The sequence below is a fragment of the Xenorhabdus sp. NBAII XenSa04 genome (genome assembly GCF_963866145.1).
In the GTDB taxonomy this organism is placed as follows: domain Bacteria; phylum Pseudomonadota; class Gammaproteobacteria; order Enterobacterales; family Enterobacteriaceae; genus Xenorhabdus; species Xenorhabdus indica.
This window is the reverse complement of the sequence record NZ_CAWMEB010000223.1, coordinates 1-288: the sequence shown is the minus strand read 5'-3', so window position 1 is coordinate 288 and position 288 is coordinate 1. Positions and strand designations below refer to the sequence as shown.

Genomic DNA, 288 nt, shown 5'->3' with positions numbered 1-288 from the left:
AACAGGCCGTTCCCGGTGAACAGATAACCAGCGTTTCAATTCATGATGAGGTATCGTTTCCCCCCCCACACACATGACTCTTAAGCCCTTATAAATACTGCCTTCATTAGCTTCAGCAATGACCCGCCAAAATTGAACCGGGATTGACAGATAACTAATTTGATAAAGTTCACACAAACGCCAGAATTCTTGTGCACTGGACGTCCACTGATTTGTCCGCAATACGAGTTCTGCACCGTGGGTTAGTGCACAAAATATTTCTGACATGCAGACATCAAAAGAAGGATT

The 288-nt window shown here is 44.1% G+C and carries 1 protein-coding gene; it reads right to left on the bottom strand.

The genetic code is table 11. The annotated features are described in order from the left end of the window. Positions 1-288 (bottom strand): AMP-binding protein (locus tag AAC147_RS08965; RefSeq protein ID WP_156115300.1); only part of this gene is annotated, 288 nt, incomplete at both ends.